Origin of the sequence: Martinezella dioscoreae, assembly GCF_009176305.1 — a bacterium.
Classification (GTDB): domain Bacteria; phylum Pseudomonadota; class Alphaproteobacteria; order Rhizobiales; family Rhizobiaceae; genus Rhizobium; species Rhizobium dioscoreae.
This window is the reverse complement of the sequence record NZ_BLAJ01000004.1, coordinates 675,488-700,459: the sequence shown is the minus strand read 5'-3', so window position 1 is coordinate 700,459 and position 24,972 is coordinate 675,488. Positions and strand designations below refer to the sequence as shown.

Below are 24,972 nucleotides of genomic sequence, written 5' to 3'. Positions count from 1 at the left end.
ATTTCCCGATCTCGAAACAGTCGAGCCATCGCGGATATCCGCGGTGGGCAGTGAGGTTTTTCCCCGGCTATGAAAATAGCCAAACCTGACATCTATGGAGGATCAGATGCGCCTACTCATTCTCGGCACTGGCGGAATGGCCAACAAACATGCGGCAAGTTTCAAGGAGATCGAAGGCGTCAGCGTCGTGGGCGGCGTTGACGTCGTTCCCGAGCGGCTGGCTGCCTTTTGCTCGGAACACGCCATCCCCAATCGTTTCGGCTCGCTTGAGGAAGCGCTCGCCTGGGGCGAGTTCGATGCCGTCGCCAACGTAACGCCTGACGCTGTTCACCACCCGACGACGCTGCAGGCGATTGCTGCCGGCAAGCATGTCTTCTGCGAAAAGCCTCTTGCGACAGACGCGACCAAGGCGATGGAAATGACCGAGGCTATCGAGAAAGCCGGCAAGGTGGGCATGGTGAATTTCACCTATCGCAATTCGCCTGCCTTGCAGAAGGGCCGGCAGATGGTGCTCGCCGGCGAGATCGGCGAGGTGAGGCATGTCGAAGCCTCTCATCTGCAGAGTTGGCTCGTTGGCCGGCATTGGGGAGATTGGAAATCGGAGAGCAAGTGGCTGTGGCGCCTCAGCAGGAAGCATGGCTCGAACGGCGCGCTCGGCGACATCGGCATCCATATCGTCGACTTCGCGTCCTATGGGTCCGGACTTGACGTCGCTCATGTTTTCGCGCGGCTGAAGACCTTCAGCAAGGCGCCGGGCGACAAGATCGGCGAATATGATCTCGATGCGAATGACAGCTTCACGATGAATGTCGACTTCACGACCGGAGCGATCGGCACGATTCAGGCGACGCGCACCGCCGCCGGGCAGATGGACCAACTGCGCTTGAGAGTTTACGGCGAGACCGGTTCGATCGAGATGATCTACGACACAGGAAAATCGACGCTCCGCGCCTGTCTCGGCGAAGACGTTCACACGGCGACCTGGTGTGATATCCACTTTGATGACGTTGAGACGAACTACCAGCGCTTCGTTCAGGCCGTCAGAATGGGTAAGACTCAGGAACCCTCCTTCCGCCGCGCGGCAAACATACAGAAGGTCCTGGACAAGGCACTTGCCTCGGACATCAGCCATAAAGACGAGGCGCTTGCCTGAATCCAGAAGCGAGATTCAGCCGGAGACCGGCGGCAGAAGAGTGTTGAGGAAAGGCAGGAGTGCCGCCCCCAGCGCCACGCCGCCACCGCTGAAACTTGCCGGCTTCATCGGCGAAATCCAGGGCGTCAGGAATGGCCGTTTCGACGTGTCGCGGCGCTCGACGGAAAGCTGATGGATCAGTGCCTCGATAACGTCGCGCGGCAGGTCGCCGCCGATCATGATCACGCTCGGCGCGATGAAGCCGGCAATCGCGATGATCGGGTCGAGCAGATGGCTTGCCGCCTCGCGTATCCACTGCGTTATCAGTGGGGAATATGGCTCCTCGCCCGCCAGAAGGCGCCGGAATTCGTCCTCGCCCAACAATCCGTGCAGCGCATCGAAGCCCACGACCGTATTCAGGCGGATATTGTCGGGGCCGGTGCGCATGTCGCCGATATTGCCCGCGCGCCCATGAACGCCCGAATAGGGAACGCCACGAACGAGGAACCCGGCCTGGACATCCTCATCGATGATGATCATCGCGAGCCCGCCTTTCGGTGCCGGTGTGCCGATCGTGCGCTCGGCGAGCAGGCTTGCCGTGCATTCGTTCTCGACATGGCTGCGCGGAAATTTCAATGCGGCATCCAGCTGCTCGCTTTCTTCCGGGCTCCAGTCATTCGAGCCGATACCCAGGCCGATGATCGGCAAGTCGGCATGATGGCCGATCATGTCCTCGATCGCCGAAAGGATCGATGCGACCCTCCTTGCCCGGGCGAGGGGAAAATAAACGCGGTCGTGAACCTGGCCGCTCAGATCGACGAGAACCGCTTCGCCTCGATTTTGACGGGCACGAACGCCGATCGAGAAGGCTCCTTCTGGCCGCAGGGCAAATTCGGTGGAGGTCGCCCCACCGCCCGCGCCATTGCGCCGATGCGATGTCACCAACCCTTCATCGCCAAGCCGGCGCAGAATGTTGGTGATTCCCGGCCCGGTCAGTCCGGAATGTTTTCCGAGCTCCATGCGGGTCAAAGGGCCGTGGCGGCGGATCGCCTCCAGGATGACGCGAATATTTCTGTCGGCGATTTCTCCCGACCGCAGACCGAGTGTCTTGCCCCGCGTAACGTCCGTCTCCTCCGGCTGGCGCCACCGTGGCCCGGATCGAAGATACCGCATGACCGATTTCCTTGCGTACCTTGCCGCTGGTATATCGCGGACAAATGACAATGCCCCTGACTATTTTCCAACCGGTCCGTACAAATTCTTGATTTTATTAGGGCCGCAACCGCCCTTGTTTCAAGTGACTTTCGGAATGCAAGCATCCCTAAAAAGAGTCATGAGGTTCGTGGTTCGACCCCGGCGGCCGCTATTTTTCGTGCGCGTAAAATCGCATCCACTGCGATTAGCGTCAACAAAACCGCAGCCAATAGGAGAAGGTGGCCACCGATGGCTCGGTAGGCGAACACTCCCAGGACGCCGCCGAGAAGAAACGAGACGATCGTGTAAAGATGCAATTGTAGTTTGCTCAGATTGCGCCGCGCCTCCGGAGCCTGCTCACGTCCTCGCAAGGCGTCCAGGGCAATGGCTAGCTCTATGCCCAGATCCGTGGCCATGCCGGAAACATGCGTGGTGCGAACCCTGGCGTCCGAGATGCGGGTGACGACCGCGTTCTGGAGCCCCATCAGGAATGCAAGCCCGAGAACGAGAACCGGCGTGCGCCAAGCAGCGAGAAGCCATAGATCCGCGCAGCCGAGCGCGGCAAGCAAGATGGCCTCGGTCAAAATACTATAAGCATAGATCGCATGTACGTTGCGCCGCTGTCCCGCGTTGACAATCAGCGTCGAAGTCGCGGCCCCGAGGATGAAGGCGATGACAATCCCGCCGTAAAGCAGGCTCGACAGCCACTGTCCCACGGCAAGATGATCGGACAGGGTCGATACATTTCCCGTCATGTTGGCTGAGAAGAAGCCGACAGCGTAGAAGGCGGACGCATTCAATGCGCCCGCAATTGCCGCAAGGGACGCAGCCAGATGGCGGTCAATTTTCTCGTTGCGATGGGTGCCTTGTCTTACAAGCATGGAAGCCACTGTTGGCGGTTGCGGATTGAAGGCATCGAAAGTCTTTGCTCCTTTCTGGATTTCAGGCCGACATCTTTCCAAACCGGACTGGGAACCATCATGCCTCCTTGCCTCCGGGTATTGCGGGATCGGGTATGACGATTCCACGCGGGCCAACATATCCGAAACGATGACGATTTACCCTACTACTCGACGCAGCGCTCTCACAAGCGGGCTTTTGGCTTTGCGTGAAGATGCCACATGGACCAAGCCGCCACATCCTCGCCTCAGTGTGGCTGCTCTCATCGGCGGCATTGGATTGCCTTCCAGAACCGCAATTCTTTCGGTTGTATGGGTGGTCCATCAAGAGAGCTTGCTTTCGTTCAGACGGTTTAGAATGTCAAGCGGTATCAGATGCCTGGATGTGCAGCGTCGAGAGGAGGCCCCCTCCCGCAATCGATGCATATAAACCGAACGCTCAGGTTGAGATTGGGCGCGTAAGAAGGAATTGTTAGCGCGGAAGGCGCACATGATTTAGTACTATTTGACAACTGGAAAATTGTCGCATCGGTCGTAGACTTCTGATTGTAGCCAGCAAGCCAAGCGAGATGCGGCTAAGAGCGCCGGTGCGCTCGTCGGTGCAAATAAGCCGAAACAGGCGGTTCGACTCCGCGGCCGCAACCACGCCCTTCAACAGCATCACAGTTGATGGATGAAAAGCTGCAATTGCAACTAATTCGAAGGGGCACACGCCCACCAAATTCCGCCTCACACGTTGTGCGGAAAAGAAGCTTACTCGCCATCAGACTAAGGTCCGTGTTCAACGCAGCTCTATTCGGATAGTGCATGACTGCCCCCGGTCGCCGACACCACTGCCACCCGTCGGCGGTCTGCCCTGTCATCGGACCAACCTCCGGTGACAGGGCGAATAATCAGGCGTTGGATCGGCGTTCGCTCGATGCCGCATGGACAGTGACCTCCCGCCGGAGAGGCGCTTCATCCCTTGCTGTCAAGGCCAGCCGCTAGCGAGACCCCGAAGGCGGCCCGAGGTCATGCGTTGAGTATCAGCGCGTTCCTGACAAAGGATCACAACCATTCCTCTTCGCCGACCGCCCATTATCTTTCCGCAAGTCGGTATGCGTCGGCTGCGACGATTGAAAGCCGTCCGTCGTCAACACCTGACCCGCGACGGTGTGACTATCCGGTCGCCTTCGTTGCCATCATCTGCTGCTTCGAGCACTCGGCACCCACGCGATGCTGAACAACTCCACGAATAGGAGTTGATAGCACCGAGCGCATTACCTGGACGCAGCCACATCTTTTCGATGAAGTGCGAAGCCTGATGCCCTCTGACCGCCCAGTTCCGACCGGAGTTGCATGGTCGGAATATGGTAATCCCCGCCATTTTGGCTCCTGTAAGGAATGGGGCTTGTTGTTTCGAGCGTTCGCATCCGATCGCGCAGATGTTTCGCAGCGGCTTCGAAGCGGGCGTCGTCGAAGCGATCGGTACTATAGGTCACGAAGGGCGGCAGCACATCGTAGCCAGGATAGTAGAGAATGCCGTGATTGATCGGAAACAGAAGATCGTCGATGGGACCGTTGATTCCCCGAGGAGCGTAGTGTTCTTCCCACCCCCCTGCGGTTACGATCAACATGGCTCGCTTGCCGACCAAGGTTCCCTCTCCATAGCGATCACCCCAGCGCTTGTCGCTGTGTTCGCCAACGCCATAGGCGAACCCATAAGCAAACACGCGGTCGACCCAACCTTTCAGGATGGCCGGCATGGCGAACCACCAGAGCGGAAACTGCAGGATCAATGCATCAGCCCAGAGAAGCTTTTCGATCTCCCCTTTGACATCGTCCGTCAGCGTATCGCCGCTGAAGGCATGTTTGGAAGCGGCGACCGGCATAAGCCGCTCGTCGGGAGCCAAAGACGGGAAATCCGCGCGGTCGATCTCCGATTTCCAGCGCATGGCATGTAGGTCGGAAACCTCTACCGTGTGGCCGGCTGCTTCCAGTTCCTGGACCGCAACATCACGTAACGATGCCGATAAGGATTTAGGTTCGGGGTGAGCGAAGACGATGAGCACATTCATGGTGACGCCTGCTTGTTGAAGAAAACTCTCCCTAAGCTAGGCCATGTTCCGCTAATGCGTTATATAGCAGGGATGGATAGGATAATGCCGAATAATGGATAGATCGGACATCACGCTCGAACGCATTCGCACCTTTGTCCGCGTCGCCGAACGCGGCAATTTGTCGGCTGTGGCGCGTGAGTTGAACATTGGCCAGTCCAGTGTCACGCGGCATGTGCGTGAGCTTGAAGAAGCCCTTGGCGTGGCACTGTTGAGCCGCACGACCCGTCGTGTCACGCTCACCGAGGAAGGGGGACTTTATTATGCCAATGCCATCCAAATCCTGCGCCTGCTGGAACAGGCGACCGATGAAGCGCGAAGCGCGCGGAGCGTCTCCGCCGGCTCGGTTCGCATTTCTTGTACGGCAGCGCTCGGCGTCCGGCATGTCAGCCGTCTGGTCTTCGCCTTTCAGGATCGCTACCCGGACATCGCAGTCGACCTCAGCCTGACGGATGAACGCGTTGATCTCATCCGCGAAGGCGTGGACATCGCACTGCGCCTCGGTCCGCTCGCCGACAGTTCGATGAAGCTGCGGGCGATCGGTCAAAGCCGGCGCGTTCTCGTCGCCTCTCCCGCCTATCTGGCAAGCCGTGGCCGGCCGGCGACACCCGAGGAGCTCAAGGACCATGAGGGCGTTCGCATGTCGAACGTTGCCGGAAGCGAATCTCTCGCGCTTGAGCGGGCGGGAGGCACGCGCCACCTCGTGCCTTTCAGCGGGCATCTGCGCGTTGATCACGGGCTCGCCGCGCGCGAAGCCTTTATCGCGGGTCGCGGCCTGGGCCCCGCTCATATCTGGCTGGTGGACGACCTTCTCGCGGACGGCCGGCTCGAAACGGTGCTGCCTGACTACGCTCCACCGGCCGTGCCGTTGAATATGCTTATCGCGCCCGAACGAACCGGCATCGCGCGTGTCCGGCTGCTGGTCGAGTTTCTGGCAGAGGGAATGCTCCGGGTCCCTGGTATAGAGCGGTAAGGGGCAAGAAGTTAAAACGCTGCCTGAAGCAGGGCGCGCAAAATGGCGCAACGGTTTGCCGATTCCGAAGACTCCGCCATATGGCGTGGAGCGTAATTTGAATCTGGCGCCGCGGCGGAGATGGCATAGAGGCAGCGGTCTTCATCAAGAGGAAATCTGGACAAGCCTTTCGCGATCTCGACATCCGTCGTTATGCGGTCGACGGCCAGCCGAGACTCGGGGCCACCGTCTGAGCGGGATTTGGTCATAGCCGCACATTCTCTGCAGGACCGAAAGTGGGCGGCAGGAGGAAAACAATCTCGTCGGCTGCCGCCAAGCCAGACCCGCGTCCCGAGCCGGAGCGCCTAGGGCGCACCCAATATTTCCCCCGCAATGCCACCATCACATGTTGGATCGGAAATCATCTGCCCTAGATCAGTGAAAGGGAGATATCGGTAATTGTCTTGCCTCTGTTCGAAAGCGGAAAAGGCCAGCGATGATCTATGATGCCGTTGTCGTGGGTTCTGGTTTTTCCGCCATTTCCACCGTTTGCAATCTCGTAGAGCTGCTCCCTGAAACGGCATCGATCGCCATTGTCGGCGACGATCCTGGCTTTGGTCGCGGGACCGCCTATCGGACAGAACTCTACTTGCATCGGCTGAACGTGCCGGCCGGTCGCATGAGCTTGTTTCCGGATCGTCCGAATGCCTTTGTCGAATGGCTGCGGGAACGCAAGCGGCCGCTGGACGCGGGAGATTTCGCCTCCAGGCAGGACTATGGCCTGTATATTCGAGACAGTTTGGCCGCTTTGCTGCGCAACAGGAAACAGCGTTGTCGAGTCGACTTCATCAAGGCCAAGGCGACGGGATGCGTTGAGCGATACGGTTCCGCGCTCGGCTTTATTTTGGACAACGGCAATGAGATCGCCGGGCGAAGCGTCGTGCTCTGTCTCGGCGTTGGCAATGCACCATTGCCGTTTGATGTTTCCCGACTATCCGCGGACGTGCGCTCCCATATCATCGAAAATCCATGGCGGCTGTCATGGTTGAGACGGGTCGGTAAGGCCGATACGGTCTGTATCTTGGGTTCGGGACTGACGATGATCGATCAGGTTTTGGCACTGTTTGCCCACGGTTTCACCGGCAAGATAATCGTATTGTCACGGCGCGGCCTCGTTCCGCACGATCATGTCAGCCATCCCAAGTCGGCGGTCGATATCGACGTCGAAGCCTTGCCCACGCGGATGAGTGAACTCCTGCATGTTCTCCGTCGCGAGAGCAAAGATGCGGGGGACTGGCGCAGGGTCATGGATGGCTTACGCCCGAAGACGCAAGCTCTCTGGTCGAGATTGCCGGAGATCGAGCGCCGTCGCTTTTTACGCCATGCCTTGCCGTGGTGGAACATTCATCGTCATCGTGTTGCTCCGGATGTGTTCCGGCGGTTTGAAAGGATGCTGCAAAACGGCCAGGTTTCGATCCGAGCCGGCCATCTGCGGAATGTCGAGAAAACCAAGGCTTTAACCGTACATTACCGGCCTCGCGGCGAGAGCTTTACAGCCTCCATCGAGGCGGACTGGATCGTGAATTGCACTGGCATGGAACGAGCAGGCATCGCGCATTCCCCATTGCTGCAGGAGATGCAGCGCAAAGGCCTGATCGAGGCGGATCCGCTTGGTCTCGGATTGGTGGTCGATGCTCGCTCACGCATCCCTGGCTCGAGCGGCAAGGAAGCAATCATCTATGCCGTTGGCGCGCTGACCGCTGGCCAATTCTGGGAAATTACCGCCGTGCCGGATATCCGCGTGCAGGCAAGAAAGGTTGCCGAGGCGATTGCGGATAGATTGTCGTGAAGGATCGATATCCGCCGACTTGAGAGCTGGCGGTCAGCTCTGTGCGACACGCACGATCAGCTTACCGAAGTTCCGTCCTTCCAGCAGCCCGAGAAAAGCTTCCGGAGCGTTTTCGAGCCCATCCACGATGTCCTCCTTATATTTGAGGCGCCCCTCGGCAATCCATTTTCCGGCTTCTCGATAGAAATCGGGGCGTTGATCGGCAAATTCGCGTTGTATGAAACCCCGGATGGTCAGGCTCTTTCTCAGGATGGCGCGCATTACAGCAGGCAATTGGTCCGATCCACGCGAAGTGGACGGGTCTTCGTTGTAATGCGCGATCAGTCCGCAGACCGGAACGCGCGCGAAATCGTTCAGCAATGGAAACACCGCGTTCCAGACATGTCCGCCGACATTTTCGAAATAAATGTCGATGCCGTTCCGGCAAGCAGACGCGAGCCGGGCTTGAAAATCGTCGGCCCGGTGATCGATCGCGGCATCGAAGCCGAGTTCGTCGCGGATATAACGGCATTTGTCCGGGCCGCCTGCAATACCAACTACTCGCGCACCAAAGATCTTGCTGATCTGCCCGACGGCCGAGCCGACCGCGCCGCTGGCGGCGGCCACGACCAATGTCTCTCCCGCCTTGGGCCGCCCGATATTGCGCAGCCCCGCATAGGCGGTGAAGCCCGGCATTCCGAGAATGCCGAGTGCCGTCGAGATCGGCGCCGCATTCGGGTCAAGCCTGCGTAATCCCGCGCCGTTTGAGATCGCATGGCTCTGCCAGCCGGAATGGGAGAGGACGATGTCTCCCGGCGTGAACTCCGTATTGCGTGATTTGACCACGCGCGCAACGGTTCCTCCTTCCATCACGCCGCCAATCTCGACCGGCGTGGCATAGGATTTCGCGTCGTCCATCCGGCCTCGCATATAGGGGTCGAGGGAAAGATAAAGGATCTGCAGAAGAACCTCGCCTTCGTCGAGATCCCGCAAGGTTTCCCGTTCAAGCCGGAAGTTCGCCGCGACCGGTTTTCCAACGGGACGGGAGGCAAGCACGATGCGGGTGGTGACGGGCTGATTGGCCATGTGGAATTCCTTATCTCAAGTTCTGCTTCCGGACGCGATGCAGGATTTCGTAATCTCAGTTGCAGCCGTCCGAAGTTCGTGTCGTATCACCGTGTGTGAGCGTCGGTCTTCCAACTCATTCCTTGAACCATAGTGCGACTCCATTGGCGGCATCGGCATCAACAAGCAGGCCGCCCTCGAAGGCGCGAGGCGAAAAGCCTCCTTGCGCCAGCACATCTGCGGTTGCTTCAACCGATCGTACCTTCAGTCCGAGCGCCACTTTTCTTTCGTTACCGTCAAAGCTTGCCGGAATGGCGGAGCCGAACCGGGAGGCGGCGTCAACCTCGGACAGGATATGAAGTGTGACGATGCCGGCGTGAATTACAATGCCGTCCCTGCTGATTTCAGGCGCGGCGGTATCGGCAAATCCGCCTAGCAGTTCGGTTAGCGCTTCGGGAGCGCGGCTGACGATGAAGACATCGACGATATCGAGAACACCGTTGGGGTGGCTCTGATCTCTCTGCTGCCACACCAGCTCCGGCGTATTGTGCTGGCAGAAAAAGAAGCGGCCATTGGAGATCGCCTCCTTGCCGATCTGGAAGGTGCGGAAACTGGCTGACTTCTCTATGCCTCCCACGTTGACAGGGCGCGAGAAGTCCCGCCATTCGGTGACGGATTTGCCGGCATCGCCCAATTCGCGTTGCAGGCTGGCTGCGTCCGTGGTTCGAAAGGCAAGTCCGTTCAAACCGATCGGATAAGACCAGAGATCGGTGCGTTTGTCATCACTGTCAGGCGGAAATCCGAGTAGCTCCAGATAGTTCTCGCCGAACACGGCAAGATGATTGATGGAGCCCAGGGTATGGTAACCTCGTGGCGTCAGCGCGAAGCCGAGTTTGCGATAGATCGCAGCGGCCTCGTCCAGCCGATCAAGGACGCCAATGACGGCGTGATCGAGGATGAGGGGTTGGGCAGTAACAGCCATTGGGGGCTCCCGACATAGAGGTATGTTAAATTGCGGTCTTTGCGCCGCATTCGGCATGCCGCGGCTTTGGTGATCACATCAGCAACCGTGTTCGCGGGCCGAACGGGAGCGGCTGCTGAAATGCGTCGAACAGGATTGGCTATCCACGGTAAGGCTGACGTCGATGCGAACCGATCTCATGAGATAGTTCGACGGATTTCGATTGCAGCTCATGGCTAGTACCGTCATCGACAAGATCATCGAGAATGAGCGCCCGATATTCTTGCGCCAGCAGCCTTGTCTCGATCTCGTCGCGTTGTGCCGAGAGGCGAAAGAAACGACGCAGCCTGCTCATGATATGCCTCCTTTACGCGGCTCGGTTGAGATTGCCAGACGTTGTGGATACCAACTTGTGGATTGCTCGCAGCACGTCGGAGGCGGCGGCAAAATGTTGGCCGTCAAGGTCATAGACGTGAAACTTGACCGCGATGAACCTTAGCGCGCCCTTGTCCGGAACGACGATGCCCACCGGAATGCCGGCATATTCAATCACCTGTCTGGTCATTTTCATCACCCCTTGAAATGGATTCTTCCGAACGAACGATCGGCGGCGTTCTAAGTTCGATTAGTCCATTAATTTAGTGGATTATATATGTAAAAGATGCGGTGAGCTATTCGCGGCGGTGCCAAATAGTCGGGCGATAGGGGAAAACAATTCTAGTAGAAGAGGTTGAAGGGTATTGAGGAACGTGCATTGGAGATTGCGAAATTGTTTCTAAACGTCCGAATATCGCGCCGCTCGCTTCAAGCGGATGCCAACCCCATCAAGGAGCCATCGCCTATTCAACCTCGTGATATACCCGCGCGTTCGTTTCCTGACTTGCGACCAAATTAGAATATTAATTCTATAGATAGCTTGGTGTTTGCCGTAGTTTGATGCGCGTTTTCATACAGAGGCTTACACAATGGGCATCAAAGCCAAATTCAAGGCGGCAAGTTTACTAAGCGTGTGGCTATTGGTGGCGCCGTCGGCATTCGCCGATGACCAGCCGGTCAAGGGCGGCACGCTGATTTATCTTGAACAGCAGGCGCATACGAACCTTTACCCGCCGGCGGGCGGCTTCTATCCGAATGGTGGCATTCTCAACCAGATCACCGACAAGCTCACCTATCAGAACCCGAAGACGCTCGATATCGAGCCGTGGATCGCCGAATCCTGGACAGTCAACGACAAGGCGACGGAATATACGTTCAAGATCCGCAAGGGCGTGACATTTTCCGACGGTTCTCCGCTCGACGCCAATGCCGTGGCGAAGAATTATGATACGTTCGGCCTTGGCAATAAGGAGCTGAAGCAGCCGGTTTCCGAGGTCATCAACAACTACGATCATAGCGAAGTCGTCGATCCCTATACGGTCAAGTTCTACTTCAAGAAGCCGTCTCCGGGTTTCCTGCAGGGAACCGCCGTGATCGGATCGGGCTTGGTTTCCCTAAAGACGCTGGCATTGCCTTTCGACCAGCTCGGCGATGCGACGAAGATCATCGGGTCCGGCCCCTTTGTCGTCGAAAGCGAGACGCTCGGCAAGCAGCTCTCGCTGAAAGCGCGGACAGACTATAACTGGGGTCCAAACAAGTTGGCGCATCAGGGCCGGGCCTATCTGGACGGGATCAAGTACATCATCACCGGCGAGGACAGCGTGCGCATCGGCGCATTGCTTTCCGGCCAGGCCGATTTCATCCGTCAGCTGCAGGCCTATGACGAGAAGCAGGTGTCCGATCAGGGTTTCGCGATCTATGCGGCGCCGACCCGCGGCGTGAACGACAGCGTCGCCTTCCGTCCGGACAATCCGCTCGTCGCCGATATTAGGGTTCGCCAGGCGCTCCTGCATGCGACCAACAACAAGGAAATCGTCGATACGCTGTTTTCGGCAAATTATCCGCAGGCGAAATCGGTCATTTCGTCGGCCGCGGCCGGCTACACGGATTTGTCGTCGAAGCTGACCTACGATCCGGCTCTTGCTGAAAAGCTTCTGGATGAGGCAGGCTGGAAGAAGCGCGCGAGCGGTGTTCGCGAGAAGGATGGCAAGCCACTTTCGCTTGCCGTCTATGAATCCTTGCCCCAGCCGCAGAACAAGGCCGTGCTGCAGCTCGTCGCGCAGCAATGGGCCAAGCTCGGTGTCAAGCTGCAGGTTCTTGCCGGAACCTCGGGAAATCTGGTGACCGACAATGTCGATCCAGCAAGGACGCCGCTGGTCGTCGCCGAGGTCGGCCGCGCCGATCCCGATGTCATCAAGAGCCAGTTCTATCCCAAGAATCGCGATGCCCTGCTGCAAAAGGGCGGCCTCAATCCCAAGGCGACCTTCTCGGATGACAAGCTGAACGGCATCCTGGAAACCGTCGCCTCCGAGACGGATCGCGACAAGCGACTGGCGGCGGCCAAGGCCGCGCAGGAATATCTGCTCGATCAGGCCTATGTCATCCCCTTCTTCGAGGAGCCGCAGGTCTTCGCTGGCGCGCCTTACGTGAAGGGGGTTGCATTCGAGGCCGTGGGACGTCCGTCCTTCTACAGCACCTGGCTCGCTGAACATTGATGAAAAGGGGCTGGCCCGGCGTGGTGCCGGGCCTTCCTTCATGCGAAGACATGGTAGTGGCATGGCAAGATACATATTATCGAGGTTCGGGCAGGCGCTGTTCGTCTTATGGGCGGCCTTCACCGTTTCGTTCGTTTTGCTGCAGTCGCTGCCTGGCGACGCGGTGCTGATCAAGTTCCAGAACCCGGATTACGGACTAAGCCCCGAACAGCTTGCCGATATCAGGGCGGCTTATGGCGCCGACGGATCCTTCCTGCATCAATATGCCCACGCAATCTGGAATTTTTTGACGGGGGATTTCGGCTATTCACTGCAGGCAGGCGTTCCGGTGAGCTCGCTGCTTGCCACCAACCTGCCGCCATCGCTATTGTTGGCAGGTTTGGGTTTTGCGGGTGCGACGCTTCTTGCCGTTCTGATCGCGATTGCCTGCAATCTCTCCGGCTTTGCCTGGCTGCGTGGCCTGATCCAGTCCATTCCGTCGCTGTTCATATCGGTGCCGACTTTTTGGCTCGGCATCATGCTCATTCAGATATTCTCCTTCCGGCTTCGCCTCGTGCCGGTCATCAATCCCGGACCCTGGGAGGGTCTTTTCCTGCCTATCCTGACGGTCGCGGTGCCGATTTCGGCGCCGCTCGCGCAGATATTGCTGAAGAACATCGACGAAGTCCTGACGAAGCCTTTCGTGCCCGTGGCTCGGGCCAAGGGACTTTCGCATGCCAAGGTCCTATGGCGACACGTCGCCAAGAATACGCTCCTGCCGGTTCTGACCGTTGCCGGATTGCTGTTCGGGGAGCTGATCGCCAGCGCGGTCATCACCGAAACGGTGTTTGGCCTCAATGGTATCGGCGGGCTGACGAAACAGGCCGTGGACAGTCAGGATGTCGCCGTTCTTCAAGCGATCGTCGTCATCGCCGCGACCGCTTTCGTCGTCATCAACCTTGTGGTCGATCTTCTCTATCCCGTGCTCGATCCGCGTCTGAAAACCAAGCTGGGAGCTGTGTGATGGCAACGATCGAAACCGCCCGACATCATCCAGACCTCGATTCGTCCGACCGGAACATCAGTATATCGCCCGTGACGCTCAAGACCGATGTTCGTGAGAACGCCGGAGCTGGCAGGCGTTTTTCGCGCATCCGGCCTGGTCTCTTCCTTGCCTGCCTCATTCTCGCGCTGGCCGTCCTTTGGGCACTCGTCCCTAGTCTCTTTACGATCTACGACCCTGTCCAAGGCCTACCTGGGCAACATCTACGACCGCCCAGCGCCACCCATCTCCTGGGGACGGATTCGCTCGGGCGGGATCTCTATGCCCGCATCGTCTATGGCGCGATTCACTCGCTATCGGGCGCGCTCGCGGCCGTTGGCATCGCGCTTGTAGCCGGCACGACGCTCGGCGTCCTTGCCGGATCATTTGGCGGCAGGATCGAGACGGTCATCATGAGGCTGGTCGATGTCATGCTGTCGATACCGGATCTTCTCTTGTCGCTCAGCATCATCGTCCTGCTCGGTTTCGGCACCGTCAACGCCGCGATCGCGGTCGGCTGCACGCTGATCGCCAAGTTTGCCAGATTGGTTCGCTCCGAAGTCGTGACGGTGCGCCGAAGCGAATATGTCGAAGCCGCCTTCGGCAGCGGCGGGACATTCCTCAAGGTGCTCTGGCGCCATATCCTGCCGAATTCGCTGACCTCGGTGATCGCCTTTGCTGCGCTTCAGGCCGGCTGGGCGATCCTGCAGCTCGCGACGCTCGGCTTTCTCGGCTATGGCGCGCCGCCACCGACACCGGAATGGGGCCTGCTGATCGCCGAAGGACGCAATTATATCGCAACCGCCTGGTGGCTGACGGCCGCACCCGGTCTTGTCGTCGTCCTGGTCGTTATTTCCATCAATCGCATCAGCCGGGCAATCGGGAGCATCGGGAAATGACGGCTCCGATCATTGAAACCACTGAGGAAGAGGGTGTGCCGATCCTCGATGTGGCGGGCCTCAGGGTCGCCTATCGCGACAAGAGCGGCCAGCGCACGGTCGTTCACGATATTGGCTTTGAGGTTCGCGCCGGCGAAGTGGTCGCCCTCGTCGGCGAATCCGGTTCAGGCAAGAGCTCCACCGCACAGGCGTTGATCGGCCTTCTGCCCGAAGGCGGCATTCTCCAGCAGGGAACCATCCGCCTGAACGGCCAGGATATTGCCGGCTGGCCGCAAAGGCGGCTGGATGGCATTCGTGGTTCCATCATCAGCCTCGTGCCGCAGGATCCGGGCAATTCGCTCAATCCAGTGAGGACGATCGGCGAACAGGTCGCCGAAATCCTGACGGTGCATGGCCGGGCGTCTGGAGCGGCTGCTCGCGTTCAAGCGATCGAATTGCTGGAACGTGTCGGCCTCAGCCAGCCTCAATTGCGCGCCAGGCAGTATCCCCATGAGCTCTCCGGCGGCATGCGTCAGCGCGTGTTGATCGCCATTGCCATCGCGCTGAAACCTTCGCTGATCATCGCCGACGAACCCACCAGTGCCCTGGATGTGACGGTGCAGAGGCACATTCTCGATCTGATCGACGATCTGCGACGGGAATATGGCACGGCGGTCCTCTTGGTGACCCATGACCTCGGGGTCGCCGCCGATCGATCCGACAGGTTGATCGTCCTGCAGCACGGCCGTATCCAGGAGCGGGGGCGCACGGCCGACATTCTCGCAAACCCGCGAAGCAACTATACGCGCCGCCTGCTTGCCGACGCGCCATCGTTGAATGCGCGGCCGAAGGCCGCGCCGGCACACCCGGTTGCATCCGTCGCGGCGGACGACGACATCGTCGTGGTCGATAGGCTGGTGCAGGATTTCGGTGCCGGTCGCGGCGGCAGTTTCCAGGCGGTCGACGATGTCTCTTTTCGCGTTCGCCGCGGCAGCACCCATGCAATCGTCGGTGAATCCGGCTCCGGCAAGACGACGACGATAAGGATCGTTTCCGCGTTTCAGAAGCCGACTTCGGGCCAGGTACTGATCGACGGGCTCGACCTGGCTTCGTTGCGCGGTGAAGCGCTGAGGCAGCTGCGCAAGAAGGTCCAGCTCGTCTATCAAAATCCCTATGGTTCGCTCGACCCACGCCAGACGATTACGGGAATCGTCGAGGAGCCGTTGTTGAATTTCGAACGGCTGCCCCGCCGTGAGCGATTGGCGAAGGTGGCGGCCACTCTCGACAAGGTCAGACTGCCAGCCGACATATCGCAACGTCGGCCGCATTCGCTTTCGGGAGGGCAGCGCCAGCGCGTCGCGATCGCCCGTGCGCTGGTGCTCGATCCGCGGATCCTGGTGCTCGACGAGGCTGTCTCCGCGCTTGACGTAACGGTGCAGGCGCAGATCCTCGATCTCTTGGGCGAGTTGCAGCGCGAGCTTGGGCTGACCTATCTGTTCGTCTCCCACGATCTCGCCGTCGTGCGACAGATCGCGGACACTGTCTCGGTGCTGAACGCCGGGCAGCTGGTCGAGACGGGTCGCGTCGAAGACGTCTTTTCCAATCCAAGCAGCCCATACACACGCGAGCTGATCGATGCGGTGCCAGGCAAGAAGTTTCCGCGGGCGACCGCGCCCGTCCTTATCAATGCAGGATGATCCCATGAGTACGCCAACATTACCGAAGCGACTGGGCTTCTTCAGCCGGGTCCTGGACCAGGTGGATGCCGGAACCCGCTATAGGCTGGTTGCCGAGCAGATCATCCATGCCGAAAAACATGGCTTCGACACGGCCTGGGTGGCGCAGCATCACTTCAACGGAGACGAAGGCGGCCTGCCTGCGCCATTGGTGTTTCTCGCCGCACTGGCCCCGCAGACCTCGCATATTCGTTTGGGCACGGGTGTCATCACGTTGCCGATGGAGAACGCGGTGCGGGTCGCCGAAGATACGGCCGTGCTCGACAAGCTGCTCGGCGGACGGATGGAGGTCGGCTTCGGAACGGGCGGCACCCCGCAGGCCTTCCTTCCCTTCGGCCTGGAAAGCAGCCAGCGCACGGAGGTCTATGGCAATCATCTTGCTCTCGTGCGCGATGCCTGGGCGGGCGGAGAGCTTGCGGGCGGCAACCGCCTCTATCCTGCGGCACCGCATTTGCGCGACCATGTGTGGCAGGCGACATTTTCCGTTGGCGGCGGCTTGCGTGCCGGCCGCGATGGGGACGGGCTGATGTTGTCGCGCACACAGCCGCGGCCGATCGAGACGCCGCACGCCAAGCTTTGGGACCTGCAGAATCCGATTATCGATGCCTACCTGTCTGCGTTGCCGGCAGGGCGTCAGCCGCGGATATTGGGTTCACGGAGCCTCTTTGTCGCCGATAGCAGGAAAGAGGCCCTTCATTTCGCCGATATCGGCTTGAGGCGGATCGTCGAACACTTCAAGGCGGCGGGCTTCGTGATCCCGGGCGAAACCACGGCTGATTTGATTGGAGCCTTCGATGTTCACGTCGGCACCCCCGACGACGTTATCGCGTCACTTCAGGCAGACACGGCATTGGCGCGGGTCACGGATCTGGTCTTTCAAGTGCATTCCGTCGATCCGCCGCATGAACATATCCTGCGCTCGCTGGAACTGACGGCTGCTCATGTCGCCCCAGCGCTTGGTTGGGTGCGGCAGAACCTAACCGGAAAAGAGCGCCGCTTGGCGGCGCAAATCCAATAGCGGTATCCGAAGAGAAGGCATCGACCATGACTTTGCAGACCAGAGACGTCATCGATTTCCTCGCGGGAATGGATCCTGGGTCCGATCTTGACGGCCTTCGGGCACAACGGCCCGAGACGCGCCTCAATGCTCAAAAGAGCTATGAAGCTCTTTTCGAGCCCGAGCATTGGGGAAGCGTGACCCCGGCGGAGCGCCTTGCCGTCGCCGCCTTTGTCGCTGGCCTCCACAAGGCGCCGGAGATCGCTGATTTTTATTCTTCCAAGTTGCGGGATGAGGCGCACGGCCCGGAGCTCGTCGCCATCATCTCCGCGGAGCTGGAGGTCGGCGATACAACCGGACCTTACGGCCATTATCTGGCTGGCCCGCTTTCCCGTGAGGACCGGCCGGGCTTCGTTTATGAGGTATCGGGCGAAAGCCGGCAACTTCTGGACCTGAAGCTCAGCACGGCGCTCGAACACAGCCACCTTCTGGTCTTCCGTCCGAGGGATGCGAGTGCCGCGGCGCTGCAGAAGCTGCTAGATGCCGGCTGGACGACCACAGGCATCGTTACCTTGTCACAGCTGGTCGCATTTCTCGCGTTTCAGATCAGGGTCGTTACAGGCTTGAGGGCCTTGGCTGCCAATCCAGCCGATGTCGGACGGGTCGCGCAAGCCTGATCGCACGAACAAGGAATCCTTTCATGACCGAAACTGTAATTCATCCCGAAATCGCAGACCGACCAAACGCCTTCACTCAAGCTGAAATCGGCTGGACACCCTGGCTGCGGCCCCTTGATGAAGCGGACTTGACCGAGCGCCACTGGGCAGGCCTTGTGGATGCATCCCGCGCGAAGTCGCCGTATTTCATGCTGCTGGTACGCGATCCCGACATTCTCCAGGCCCGTACCAAGACGGACAAGGATATCTTCTACAATGTCTCGGCCGGCCTTCCTCGTGCTGAGCGTGAACTGGCCGCCACGGCCGCATCGCGGGTGAATGGCTGTGTTTTTTGCGCATCGGTCCATTCTCGCTTCGCCGCCCATCATTCCAAGCGGACGGATGACGTGCAGCGTCTGCTGGATGATGGGCTTCAGGCTGATCTTGGCAGTCGCTGGAATGCGGTTGTCGAGGCTTCAGCCGCGCTCACCGCGACGCCATCGCAATTTGGAGCCAACGAGATCGTCAGATTGCGCGAGGAAGGCCTGGATGATCTGGAAATCGCCGACGTGATCCATGGAGCTGCCTTCTTCAATTGGGCAAACCGATTGATGCTTTCGCTCGGCGAACCGACGCCGGCAGCCTGAAGCAGACGTTGTCGTGATTGAGCGGCGGAAGCTCGTCTGGAGGGCGGCTATGTCGATGGCAAGCGCTACAATACGGCGCGATCGAAACTGAAACGACGGACGAGATGGTCACGCAAAGAAAAAAGATACTGCTCAACGCATTCAACATGAACTGCGTCGGGCACGTCAATCACGGGCTATGGACCCATCCGCGAGATCAGTCCGATCGCTATAAGACGCTGAGCTATTGGACATCGCTTGCGGCGACGCTGGAACGCGGCCTTTTCGATGGCATTTTCCTGGCCGATATTCTCGGCGTCTATGACGTCTACCAGAACTCGGTCGATCTAACCTTGCGGGAATCCATTCAGTTGCCGCTCAATGATCCCTTGTTGCTGGTGTCCGCTATGGCGGCCGTGACGCGGCATCTTGGCTTTGGTGTAACGGTCAATGCCAGTACGGATGCGCCCTATGTTTTTGCGCGGCGCATGTCGACGCTCGATCATCTGACCGATGGGCGCATTGGCTGGAATATCGTAACCGGCTATCTCGACAGTGCCGCGCGCGGCTTGGGACTCGATATGCAGATCGAGCACGATACCCGCTACGATCGCGCAGACGAATATCTCGAACTCCTGTACAAATTCTGGGAGGGAAGCTGGGAAGACGACGCGGTTTTGGCGGACAAGAAAAAGCGCATCTATGCCGACCCATCAAAAGTCCATCAGATAGATCATCAGGGGCAATTCTATCGTTCGCGCGGCTATCATCTTGCCGAACCGTCCATACAGCGTACACCGGTTCTTTATCAGGCGGGTACATCCGGCCGCGGCAGGAAATTTGCTGCCCGTCATGCCGAATGCATCTTCATTGCAGCCGCCGACAAGAACGCAGCACGCGCCGCTGGCCGGGCGCTGCGCCAGGCGGCTGTTGCCGTGGGCCGAAAGCCCGATGACGTGAAAATCCTTGTCGGCATAACTGTCGTAACGGATCGCTCGGCCGCCGCGGCGCGGGAAAAATATACGGACTACCTCTACCATGCTAATCCTGAAGCCGGGTTGGCGCATTTTTCGGCGAGCACGGGTATCGATTTTTCGCGTTACGAGCTCGACGAGACTATCGTCTATGGACCGTCCAACGCCAGCCAGTCAGCAACGCAAACTGCGCAGCAACGAGGCTGGACCAAGCGGCAATTGCTAGGGGAACTGTCCATTGGCGGCCGGTATCCGGTCATTGTCGGCGATGCCGCAACGGTCGCGGATGAGCTTTCCGCGTGGATCGATGAGGGGGAGATCGACGGCTTTAACCTCACCCGCACGGTGGCGCCGGAGGGCTTTGAGGATTTCGTTGATGTTGTAGTGCCAGCCTTGCAGGATCGGGGTCTCTATAAGACTGCGTACGCGGAAGGTTCACTGCGGCAAAAGATCTTCGGGGAAACCGCTCGCCTGCCGGAACGTCACTGCGGGGCGTCTTATAGACGGCGATAGTCAAGCTTGTGGATTTGAAAGGTAGAAACACGTGACGCCCGGAATTCTCTGGACGTGTCGTTTCGGCGGATCGGACCAGATTACGGCGAAGGAGAGTATGCTGGCTTAGTGTTCTTTCGAGTCCCGAATGCTTCCCGTGCGCGCTCCAATAGATTTTTAAAGATCTAAAAGACCGACGGTGAATTATTTCGGCAAAGTCACGCCCGAGATCTCCTCGCAGATTGCGATGAGGCTGTCTTGGAGCGCTGGATCATGAGCCTGCGGGTTCGCGGTCCGACGCTTCAGATGATAGAAGTATTCTCCCGTGACATCCGCCTTCGGGTCGTCGCCGGCTGCCAGCCAGGCTTGAGTCAGATGGGCCTGTGCCATGTCATCAGGTGCGCCAGGGCCGCCCATCTTGGTCGGAACCCATCCGGGCTCCAATGAATTCGAGAACACGTCCTTCCAACGTCGCGCGATCGCGAATGCGAGCATTGCGTCGTGCAGCTTGCTTTCGGCATAGGCCTCTGATCCGTTCCACCTGCGACGTTTCCAGAGAATATCATCGAGATTGGCATCTGCATGATGGTGCATGCCGGACGACAGGTAGACTAGCCGCTTCGGTGGTTCGAGGAGTGCGGTCAGAATGTAGGCCGATAGTGTGTTTATGGCGAAGACATGCGGCAGCCCGTCGGAGGTGAGGCGATGAGCTTCGCGATAGCCGACGGCGGCATTGTGGATCACAGCATCGAACCGTCCGAGCCTGTTGACTTCGGCGGCGAGAATTTTTGCACCGGCGATGGTCTCGAGATCACCGATCACGACTGCCTCCGCCTTCGGAAGAGCGCGGCGGGCATCATTGGCGCGAGCCGGATTGCGCGCATGAAGCACGACCCGGTGGCTTTGTTCGGTTAGACGTTCAGCCACCATGAGGCCGAGACCGGTCGACGAGCCGGAAATGAAGATGCGGGACATGAAAATCTCCTTTGATAGCCGGCGAGCAAGTCTCACAGGCAATGTGGAATAATGGTCAGGATTGCGAAGAGCGGGCGGTCTGGACAAGTGCGGCACCGGCGAGGGCGCAGGCGGCGCCAAAGAGGTAGACGGCCGCATATCCGAACTGTCCGGCGATGATGCCAGCGACCGGACCGGAAATGCCGTAGGCGATATCGAGAAAAGCCACGAAGCCGCCCATGGCGCTGCCACGATTGGCCGGAGGCACTCGCTTCAGCGCTTCGACGCCGAGAGCGGGAAAGATCAGCGCACAACCGAGGCCGGTGACCAGGGCGCCGGCAAGCGCCATCCATTCATTAGGCGTCACCCAGATCAGCGCCTGGCCGGCTGCAACTATCACCGAGGACCAGAATGCGATGCTATAGCCGCTCATTCTGTCGGGCAGCGAGCCGAATACGACGCGCACGAAGATGAAGCCGATGCCGAAGGCCGTCATGACCAAGCCGGCATTGTTCCAATGGTGGGCTGCGAAGTAGAGCGATGCGAAGGCGGTAAGACCCGACAGTGCCACTCCTTGCAGCATCAGCCCGGCCCCTTCGCGCCAGATTTGGCCGATGACCTTATGGAAGGGCAGACGCGGGCCTGCCGGGCTCGTATAAGAGGTCGAACGAAATGCGATAGCGACTGCGAGTAGCGGGGCAAGGATGCAGGCGATCATTGCGGTCTCCAGGCCATAAGACTGATACAGAGCCATGCCGACCGGCGCGCCGATGGCCAGTGCCGCGAACATGGCAATGCCGGTCCACGACATCGACATGCCTGCGCGCTGTGGTCCGACCGAGGCGATCGACCAGGAGACACAGCCGGTGACGAAGAGGCTCTCCCCGAGACCGGCAATCAATCGCCCGATAACAAGAATTGCAAGGCTGACATCGGGCGAGAGAATGGGCATGGCCGCCGCCAGATAGAGCAGCCCTGCGGTCATGCTGATCGCGGCACCTTGCAGGGCGGAACGCTGACCGCCTTTGAGATCGGTCAAGCGTCCCGCATAGCCACGACTGAGCACGGTAGCGAGAAATTGGATGCCAATCACCAGGCCGACGACCAGATTGTTGAAGCCGAGCTTGTCGTGGATGAAGAGCGGTATAACCGGAAGCGGAAGTCCGACCGCGAGATAGCCACAAAAGAGCGCGGCGATGATCCCCGGGGCAGGGCGGGAAAGATATGCGGGAGCGGCTTTCGCTTCCGTCGTCTCATTGATGAGAGATGCTGACATGACAGCCTCCATTCTGAAAAATCTGTGGGGTAGCAGCGTCGCCGAAAAGCGGCGGCACCGATTCAGGCCGCTTCTTCGGGGGCGGGTGCGCCGAGGCGGTCCAGGCGATAGCCGCTCTTTTCCAGCAGGTAATCGCGCGACGCGGCGATCTCCGATGATAGCTTGATGAGATCGGTGCCGACCAGCTTTCCGCCGCGTTTGCGGATCTCGCCGGCGACCATGACCGTATCAACATCCGAGCGCTCGACGGCCTGGACGATCGTGCCGACGGCGTTATTGACCGGTATGACGGCGACCCCGTCGGCACGTACCATGATGATATCGGCCTGCTTGCCGGGCGCCAGCGAACCGACCTCGCTCTCAAGACCCGCGGCGCGTGCACCGTTTACGGTTGCCGCTTCAAGGACGCGCTCGACGGTGATCGGCAAGGGCACATTATCTTCGCCTCGGAATTTGCGGTAACGCATGGCCGAGCGCTGCTGCAGGAATAGGGCGTGCATCTCGCCGAACATGTCGCTGCCGAAGGCCGTGTCGAGATCGATGCCGATAGCCGGCGTCAGGCCATGGTCGATCGCTTGCTGATACGCGAAACTCTCGTCATCGAAACCGAACAGTGCATCGGAACGCGGGTTGACGGTAATGTTCACGCCGGCATTGGCAAAGAGGCGCCACGTCTCCCGCGGAATGCGGGTGCAATGATTGAAGATGCTGTGCGGGCCGAGCACGCCCTCTTCGGCAAATTCCGGGCCGAGCTTGGCTAGATCGCCGATGAACTCGGTCAGAATGCGCATATTCAGGCTGCGGGCGACCTTCCACCAATCGAGATTGAGCTGGCCGAACAGGCCGACACGCACAAGGCCATCGCCTTGGTTCCAGTTGTCCGCCAGCCGCTTCAGATCGCCCGGTAGGTGTGCGGAGGACGCCTTCTTGTCCATGGCGGCGCCGACCATGTGCAGGGCGCGGATACCGCTGCCATCGAGAGCGTCGAGCGCTGCGTCGGTATGTTCCGGGCTGCGGGAGGAATGGCAAGCGTCGATGACGGTCGTGATGCCGGCATCGAGACAGGCGAGCGCGGTGAGCCGGGTGCTGAGATACATATCCAGCGGTCGATAATGGCAGCCCAGCGTTTCCGCCACCACATCGATATAGGCAAAGAGATCGTGCACATCGGGCATCATGCGGCGCATTGCGCCCAGCCACATGTGATGATGGGCGTCGATCAGACCTGGCATGACGATGCTGTCAGAAGCATCAATAACCGTTGCATCGGTAACGGCGATGTTCTGTCCGATGGCCGCTATTCTGCCGTGTTCCACGAGCAGGTCGCCGATGGCGAGATTGCCGACCGTCTTGTCCATTGTCAGTATGGTGCCGCCTTTGAAAAGCGTGCGGGGATGGTTGAGATTGCTCATGATTGGGTCCTCTCAGGTTTAAAGCACGGGACCGTTATCGCTCTGGAATGATCTTGAATTAAGTGCGTTTATGTCAGATGATTCCTGACCAAAAGTCAGGAGTCGGCACATGTCTTTTGATGGACGGATTCTCTCGGGGGTGAGCGTGTTTGCGGCCGTCGTTGAAGGTGGGAGCTTCGTCAAAGGCGCTGAACTGATCGGCATCACCGATTCCGGTGTAAGCCGGGCCATTGGCCGTCTTGAGACACGCCTCGGCGTGCGCCTGCTCGATCGAACGACGCGCTCGGTGACGCTGACCGACGAGGGCCGGCGGTTTTATGAAGAGGTGAAGCCGCACTTGAATGCGATCGAAGACGCTGCCGTGGTCGTGTCCGGCTCGGCAACAGCGGTGCGCGGTCGTTTGAAAGTGGATATCGATCCATTCTTTCTGCCCCTCGTGCTCGCAGGCCGGCTTGGTGGATTCTGCGAACGCTATCCGGATCTATCTATCGAGTTCGTGACCAGAGAGCATGTCGGAGATCTTGTTGCAGACGGTATCGATCTTGCGATCCGGTTTGGCCAGCCTCGCTTTGCCAGCCTGATTGCGCGAAAGCTAATTGAAGCACCAATTCTGACCGTGGCGTCGCCTCGCTATCTGGAGCGCCATGGTCGTCCGGCGCATCCTCGCGACCTCTCCGTTCATCGCTGTCTGCAGTTTATCGATCCCTATACCGGGAGGCCATTCGAATGGGAATTCATCCGGGGAGGCGAGACAATCGATGTTCCGACGAGCGGACCGTTGACGTTCACCGACCCCAAGACCATGCTCGATGAATGCCTTGCTGGAACCGGCATTGCTCAGGTAATCGGCTGGGGGGTTGGGCAGGCATTGGCGACAGGATCGCTGATCGACCTCTTCCCCGACTGGCATGGCGAGCGTTTCCCGCTCTTTGCTTTCCAACCATCACGCAAGCAGCCGCCAGCCAAGGTACGCGCATTTGTCGATTTCTGCGCCGACATTACTGAGGAACTCGAACGTTAGGGGTTGAGGGATGCCGTATACCGCCGATTGATAGTGTGGGCGCTCTTTTTTGAGCGCCTGCGCTAGTCGGCGGAGGGCGGCACCACTTTCCAGCCATTAAAGGCAAATCCATTGGCGCTCGCTGCAACGCGATCGGCATCGTCTGCCGCTGCGTCCGCATGCCGTCGCTGATTCTATCGCGCTATCATCGGCCGCCTTAAGGGGGATGATC

Annotated in this window: 22 protein-coding genes; 12 read left to right on the top strand and 10 right to left on the bottom strand. The window is 59.3% G+C overall.

The annotated features are described in order from the left end of the window. The first annotated feature begins 106 nt into the window (after positions 1 to 106). Positions 107 to 1,153, top strand: a complete 1,047-nt coding sequence (locus GDN47_RS20475) for a Gfo/Idh/MocA family protein (RefSeq protein WP_152094125.1) — start codon at positions 107 to 109, stop codon at positions 1,151 to 1,153. 15 nt (positions 1,154 to 1,168) lie between these two features. Here the strand turns inward: GDN47_RS20475 and GDN47_RS20470 are convergent, their stop codons facing one another. From GDN47_RS20470 to GDN47_RS20460, 3 genes are all read right to left on the bottom strand, one after another. Beyond that, on the bottom strand, positions 1,169 to 2,305 hold the full coding sequence (locus GDN47_RS20470; protein ID WP_152094124.1) for an ROK family transcriptional regulator: 1,137 nt from the start codon (positions 2,303 to 2,305) through the stop codon (positions 1,169 to 1,171). A gap of 158 nt (positions 2,306 to 2,463) precedes the next feature. Then, positions 2,464 to 3,207, bottom strand: a complete 744-nt coding sequence (locus GDN47_RS20465) for a YoaK family protein (RefSeq protein WP_113388676.1) — start codon at positions 3,205 to 3,207, stop codon at positions 2,464 to 2,466. 1,277 nt (positions 3,208 to 4,484) lie between these two features. Beyond that, positions 4,485 to 5,282, bottom strand: a complete 798-nt coding sequence (locus GDN47_RS20460; protein WP_113388558.1) for an NAD(P)H-dependent oxidoreductase — start codon at positions 5,280 to 5,282, stop codon at positions 4,485 to 4,487. A gap of 94 nt (positions 5,283 to 5,376) precedes the next feature. Here GDN47_RS20460 and GDN47_RS20455 point away from each other — a divergent pair, with 94 nt between their 5' ends. Both GDN47_RS20455 and GDN47_RS20450 read left to right on the top strand, forming a co-directional pair. Continuing rightward, positions 5,377 to 6,294: a LysR family transcriptional regulator gene (locus tag GDN47_RS20455; protein WP_113388559.1), complete on the top strand. Its 918-nt coding sequence runs from the start codon at positions 5,377 to 5,379 to the stop codon at positions 6,292 to 6,294. Between the two features lie 475 nt (positions 6,295 to 6,769). Continuing rightward, positions 6,770 to 8,122, top strand: coding sequence for an FAD/NAD(P)-binding protein (locus GDN47_RS20450; protein ID WP_113331250.1), 1,353 nt, complete (start codon positions 6,770 to 6,772; stop codon positions 8,120 to 8,122). Between the two features lie 33 nt (positions 8,123 to 8,155). Here GDN47_RS20450 and curA read toward each other — a convergent pair whose 3' ends face one another. The 4 genes from curA to GDN47_RS20430 form a co-directional block, all read right to left on the bottom strand. Next, positions 8,156 to 9,187, bottom strand: coding sequence for an NADPH-dependent curcumin/dihydrocurcumin reductase (gene curA, locus GDN47_RS20445; RefSeq protein ID WP_113331249.1), 1,032 nt, complete (start codon positions 9,185 to 9,187; stop codon positions 8,156 to 8,158). A 115-nt stretch (positions 9,188 to 9,302) separates the two neighbouring features. Next, positions 9,303 to 10,148 carry a VOC family protein gene (locus tag GDN47_RS20440; protein ID WP_113331248.1) on the bottom strand — a complete coding sequence of 282 codons (846 nt, stop codon included), beginning with the start codon at positions 10,146 to 10,148 and terminating at the stop codon, positions 9,303 to 9,305. 139 nt (positions 10,149 to 10,287) lie between these two features. Continuing rightward, on the bottom strand, positions 10,288 to 10,482 hold the full coding sequence (locus GDN47_RS20435) for a hypothetical protein (RefSeq protein ID WP_113331247.1): 195 nt from the start codon (positions 10,480 to 10,482) through the stop codon (positions 10,288 to 10,290). 12 nt (positions 10,483 to 10,494) lie between these two features. Beyond that, positions 10,495 to 10,692 (bottom strand): hypothetical protein, encoded by a 198-nt coding sequence (locus tag GDN47_RS20430; RefSeq protein WP_113331329.1) that lies wholly within the window; start codon positions 10,690 to 10,692, stop codon positions 10,495 to 10,497. Positions 10,693 to 11,092: 400 nt separating this feature from the next. On the opposite strand from GDN47_RS20430, the gene GDN47_RS20425 reads away from it, so the two are divergent. The 8 genes from GDN47_RS20425 (at position 11,093) to GDN47_RS20390 (ending at position 20,119) form a co-directional block, all read left to right on the top strand. Then, a complete protein-coding gene (locus GDN47_RS20425; RefSeq protein WP_145635734.1) occupies positions 11,093 to 12,718 on the top strand; it encodes a TIGR04028 family ABC transporter substrate-binding protein in 1,626 nt (541 codons plus the stop codon). Between the two features lie 61 nt (positions 12,719 to 12,779). Further along, a complete protein-coding gene (locus GDN47_RS20420; protein WP_145635732.1) occupies positions 12,780 to 13,721 on the top strand; it encodes an ABC transporter permease in 942 nt (313 codons plus the stop codon). Beyond that, positions 13,721 to 14,638, top strand: coding sequence for an ABC transporter permease (locus GDN47_RS20415; RefSeq protein ID WP_113352984.1), 918 nt, complete (start codon positions 13,721 to 13,723; stop codon positions 14,636 to 14,638). The genes GDN47_RS20420 and GDN47_RS20415 overlap by 1 nt, the downstream gene beginning before the upstream one ends. Beyond that, positions 14,635 to 16,314 (top strand): dipeptide ABC transporter ATP-binding protein, encoded by a 1,680-nt coding sequence (locus GDN47_RS20410; protein WP_152094123.1) that lies wholly within the window; start codon positions 14,635 to 14,637, stop codon positions 16,312 to 16,314. The genes GDN47_RS20415 and GDN47_RS20410 overlap by 4 nt, the downstream gene beginning before the upstream one ends. Before the next feature lie 4 nt (positions 16,315 to 16,318). After that, positions 16,319 to 17,371 (top strand): putative FMN-dependent luciferase-like monooxygenase, encoded by a 1,053-nt coding sequence (locus GDN47_RS20405; RefSeq protein ID WP_152094122.1) that lies wholly within the window; start codon positions 16,319 to 16,321, stop codon positions 17,369 to 17,371. A gap of 26 nt (positions 17,372 to 17,397) precedes the next feature. After that, the gene (locus tag GDN47_RS20400; RefSeq protein ID WP_152094121.1) at positions 17,398 to 18,027 is read left to right on the top strand and encodes a CMD domain protein; all 630 of its coding nucleotides are present in this window, start codon (positions 17,398 to 17,400) and stop codon (positions 18,025 to 18,027) included. A 23-nt stretch (positions 18,028 to 18,050) separates the two neighbouring features. Beyond that, on the top strand, positions 18,051 to 18,653 hold the full coding sequence (locus GDN47_RS20395; protein WP_152094120.1) for an alkylhydroperoxidase domain protein: 603 nt from the start codon (positions 18,051 to 18,053) through the stop codon (positions 18,651 to 18,653). A 104-nt stretch (positions 18,654 to 18,757) separates the two neighbouring features. Beyond that, a complete protein-coding gene (locus GDN47_RS20390) occupies positions 18,758 to 20,119 on the top strand; it encodes an LLM class flavin-dependent oxidoreductase (RefSeq protein WP_152094119.1) in 1,362 nt (453 codons plus the stop codon). A 183-nt stretch (positions 20,120 to 20,302) separates the two neighbouring features. Here GDN47_RS20390 and GDN47_RS20385 read toward each other — a convergent pair whose 3' ends face one another. The 3 genes from GDN47_RS20385 to GDN47_RS20375 all read right to left on the bottom strand — a co-directional run bounded on the left by GDN47_RS20385 (position 20,303) and on the right by GDN47_RS20375 (position 23,740). Continuing rightward, positions 20,303 to 21,073 carry an SDR family NAD(P)-dependent oxidoreductase gene (locus GDN47_RS20385; RefSeq protein WP_145635721.1) on the bottom strand — a complete coding sequence of 257 codons (771 nt, stop codon included), beginning with the start codon at positions 21,071 to 21,073 and terminating at the stop codon, positions 20,303 to 20,305. 55 nt (positions 21,074 to 21,128) lie between these two features. Then, the gene (locus tag GDN47_RS20380) at positions 21,129 to 22,328 is read right to left on the bottom strand and encodes an arabinose transporter (protein WP_173002531.1); all 1,200 of its coding nucleotides are present in this window, start codon (positions 22,326 to 22,328) and stop codon (positions 21,129 to 21,131) included. A gap of 62 nt (positions 22,329 to 22,390) precedes the next feature. Continuing rightward, positions 22,391 to 23,740 carry an amidohydrolase family protein gene (locus GDN47_RS20375; RefSeq protein WP_152094117.1) on the bottom strand — a complete coding sequence of 450 codons (1,350 nt, stop codon included), beginning with the start codon at positions 23,738 to 23,740 and terminating at the stop codon, positions 22,391 to 22,393. Between the two features lie 109 nt (positions 23,741 to 23,849). Between GDN47_RS20375 and GDN47_RS20370 the strand changes: the two genes are divergently transcribed. Next, positions 23,850 to 24,761, top strand: coding sequence for a LysR family transcriptional regulator (locus tag GDN47_RS20370; protein WP_152094116.1), 912 nt, complete (start codon positions 23,850 to 23,852; stop codon positions 24,759 to 24,761). Positions 24,762 to 24,972 lie beyond the last annotated feature (211 nt).

Bases quoted from the DNA above. Each gene is read 5' to 3' on its own strand.
- GDN47_RS20455 (WP_113388559.1), top strand. From the start codon at position 5,377: ATGGATAGATCGGACATCACGCTCGAACGCATTCGCACCTTTGTCCGC.
- GDN47_RS20395 (WP_152094120.1), top strand. From the start codon at position 18,051: ATGACCGAAACTGTAATTCATCCCGAAATCGCAGACCGACCAAACGCC.
- curA (WP_113331249.1), bottom strand. From the start codon at position 9,187: ATGGCCAATCAGCCCGTCACCACCCGCATCGTGCTTGCCTCCCGTCCC.
- GDN47_RS20435 (WP_113331247.1), bottom strand. From the start codon at position 10,482: ATGAGCAGGCTGCGTCGTTTCTTTCGCCTCTCGGCACAACGCGACGAG.
- GDN47_RS20460 (WP_113388558.1), bottom strand. From the start codon at position 5,282: ATGAATGTGCTCATCGTCTTCGCTCACCCCGAACCTAAATCCTTATCG.
- GDN47_RS20370 (WP_152094116.1), top strand. From the start codon at position 23,850: ATGTCTTTTGATGGACGGATTCTCTCGGGGGTGAGCGTGTTTGCGGCC.
- GDN47_RS20425 (WP_145635734.1), top strand. From the start codon at position 11,093: ATGGGCATCAAAGCCAAATTCAAGGCGGCAAGTTTACTAAGCGTGTGG.
- GDN47_RS20470 (WP_152094124.1), bottom strand. From the start codon at position 2,305: ATGCGGTATCTTCGATCCGGGCCACGGTGGCGCCAGCCGGAGGAGACG.
- GDN47_RS20405 (WP_152094122.1), top strand. From the start codon at position 16,319: ATGAGTACGCCAACATTACCGAAGCGACTGGGCTTCTTCAGCCGGGTC.
- GDN47_RS20475 (WP_152094125.1), top strand. From the start codon at position 107: ATGCGCCTACTCATTCTCGGCACTGGCGGAATGGCCAACAAACATGCG.
- GDN47_RS20440 (WP_113331248.1), bottom strand. From the start codon at position 10,148: ATGGCTGTTACTGCCCAACCCCTCATCCTCGATCACGCCGTCATTGGC.
- GDN47_RS20450 (WP_113331250.1), top strand. From the start codon at position 6,770: ATGATCTATGATGCCGTTGTCGTGGGTTCTGGTTTTTCCGCCATTTCC.
- GDN47_RS20465 (WP_113388676.1), bottom strand. From the start codon at position 3,207: ATGCTTGTAAGACAAGGCACCCATCGCAACGAGAAAATTGACCGCCAT.
- GDN47_RS20380 (WP_173002531.1), bottom strand. From the start codon at position 22,328: ATGTCAGCATCTCTCATCAATGAGACGACGGAAGCGAAAGCCGCTCCC.
- GDN47_RS20415 (WP_113352984.1), top strand. From the start codon at position 13,721: ATGGCAACGATCGAAACCGCCCGACATCATCCAGACCTCGATTCGTCC.
- GDN47_RS20385 (WP_145635721.1), bottom strand. From the start codon at position 21,073: ATGTCCCGCATCTTCATTTCCGGCTCGTCGACCGGTCTCGGCCTCATG.
- GDN47_RS20430 (WP_113331329.1), bottom strand. From the start codon at position 10,692: ATGACCAGACAGGTGATTGAATATGCCGGCATTCCGGTGGGCATCGTC.
- GDN47_RS20400 (WP_152094121.1), top strand. From the start codon at position 17,398: ATGACTTTGCAGACCAGAGACGTCATCGATTTCCTCGCGGGAATGGAT.
- GDN47_RS20410 (WP_152094123.1), top strand. From the start codon at position 14,635: ATGACGGCTCCGATCATTGAAACCACTGAGGAAGAGGGTGTGCCGATC.
- GDN47_RS20420 (WP_145635732.1), top strand. From the start codon at position 12,780: ATGGCAAGATACATATTATCGAGGTTCGGGCAGGCGCTGTTCGTCTTA.
- GDN47_RS20375 (WP_152094117.1), bottom strand. From the start codon at position 23,740: ATGAGCAATCTCAACCATCCCCGCACGCTTTTCAAAGGCGGCACCATA.
- GDN47_RS20390 (WP_152094119.1), top strand. From the start codon at position 18,758: ATGGTCACGCAAAGAAAAAAGATACTGCTCAACGCATTCAACATGAAC.